The organism is Paenalicyclobacillus cellulosilyticus (assembly GCF_014647315.1).
Classification (GTDB): domain Bacteria; phylum Bacillota; class Bacilli; order Alicyclobacillales; family Alicyclobacillaceae; genus Alicyclobacillus_J; species Alicyclobacillus_J cellulosilyticus.
The window spans coordinates 1-2,046 of the sequence record NZ_BMOY01000080.1 but is presented as its reverse complement, the minus strand read 5'-3'; the positions used below and the strand labels follow the sequence as shown (position 1 = coordinate 2,046).

Here is a 2,046-nt window from a genome sequence, read left to right as displayed (position 1 = left end):
GTGCTGTGTTTTTAATAAACAGTTGCAGCCACCTGGTATCTGCGACTCTCAATAGCTCCATCCGCGAGGGACTTCACCGTCGAGAGCGTACCTTCTCCCGAAGTTACGGTACCATTTTGCCTAGTTCCTTCACCCGAGTTCTCTCAAGCGCCTTGGTATTCTCTACCCGACCACCTGTGTCGGTTTGGGGTACGATTCCTTACAATCTGAAGCTTAGAGGCTTTTCCTGGAAGCATGGCATCAATGACTTCACATCCGTAGATGCTCGACGTCGTGTCTCAGCCTTAAAAAGAGCCGGATTTACCTAACTCTTAAGCCTACGCACTTGAACCTGGACAACCGTCGCCAGGCCCACCTAGCCTTCTCCGTCCCCCCATCGCAATTGTAAGAAGTACGGGAATATTAACCCGTTTCCCATCGACTACGCCTTTCGGCGTCGCCTTAGGGGTCGACTTACCCTGCCCCGATTAACGTTGGACAGGAACCCTTGGTCTTCCGGCGAGGAGGTTTTTCACCCCCTTTATCGTTACTCATGTCAGCATTCGCACTTCTGATACGTCCAGCATGCGTTACCACACACCTTCAACCGCTTACAGAACGCTCCCCTACCCAATGTGCAAAAGCACATTGCCGCAGCTTCGGTTTACTACTTAGCCCCGTTACATCTTCCGCGCAGGCCGACTCGACCAGTGAGCTATTACGCTTTCTTTAAATGATGGCTGCTTCTAAGCCAACATCCTGGCTGTCTGAGCCTTCCCACATCGTTTCCCACTTAGTAGTAATTTGGGACCTTAGCTGGCGGTCTGGGTTGTTTCCCTCTCCACGACGGACGTTAGCACCCGCCGTGTGTCTCCCGGATAGTACTTACTGGTATTCGGAGTTTGCAAAGGGTTGGTAAGTCGGGATGACCCCCTAGCCTTAACAGTGCTCTACCCCCAGTAGTATTCGTCCGAGGCGCTACCTAAATAGCTTTCGGGGAGAACCAGCTATCTCCAGGTTTGATTGGCCTTTCACCCCTAGCCACAAGTCATCCGCTAATTTTTCAACATTAGTCGGTTCGGTCCTCCAGTTGATGTTACTCAACCTTCAACCTGCCCATGGCTAGATCACCTGGTTTCGGGTCTATATCCAGAGACTGAACGCCCAGTTAAGACTCGGTTTCCCTACGGCTCCCCTAGATGGTTAACCTTGCCACTGAATATAAGTCGCTGACCCATTATACAAAAGGTACGCAGTCACAGGACAAAGCCTGCTCCTACTGCTTGTACGTATACGGTTTCAGGTTCTATTTCACTCCCCTCACAGGGGTTCTTTTCGCCTTTCCCTCACGGTACTGGTTCACTATCGGTCAGTCAGTAGTATTTAGCCTTGGAGGATGGTCCCCCCATATTCAGACAGGATATCACGTGTCCCGCCCTACTCGATTTCACTGAACACACGTCGTCAACTACGGGACTATCACCCTGTATCGTCGGACTTTCCAGACCGTTCGTCTAACGCGTGTAAAGCTTAAGGGCTAGTCCAATTTCGCTCGCCGCTACTTTCGGAATCTCGGTTGATTTCTTTTCCTCGGGGTACTTAGATGTTTCAGTTCCCCCGGTTCGCCTCCTTACCCTATGTATTCAGGTAAGGATACGTGCTTATGCACGTGGGTTTCCCCATTCAGAAATCCCAGACTCAAATGGTTGTTACTACCTAATCTGGGCTTATCGCAAGTTACTACGTCTTTCATCGCCTCTGACTGCCAAGGCATCCACCGTGTACGCTTAGTCACTTAACCATACAACCCGAAGGAGTTTCGAGTTGATGAACAAGTCACCAAAGTTGTCTGCAATTTTTATACATGATGCAGACTCGATTTTGCCGGACTCAAATTCCAAGAACACTTGAATGTGTTATTTTGGTGTTTGTCTTAAAGACAAACATTGAGAACTTTACAAACAACAATAAATTGTTGTTTTGTCAGCTTTCCAAATTGTTAAAGAGCTAATCACTTCTGATGAAGTAACCATTTTTAAAAGCACTCATCGAATGCGCTTAAAGATG

At 48.7% G+C, this 2,046-nt stretch carries 1 rRNA gene; it reads right to left on the bottom strand.

Annotated elements, in window-relative coordinates:
• Window positions 1-1,780 (bottom strand): 23S ribosomal RNA (locus tag IEX97_RS12835); the annotation flags it as partial.
• Window positions 1,781-2,046: the final 266 nt, after the last annotated feature.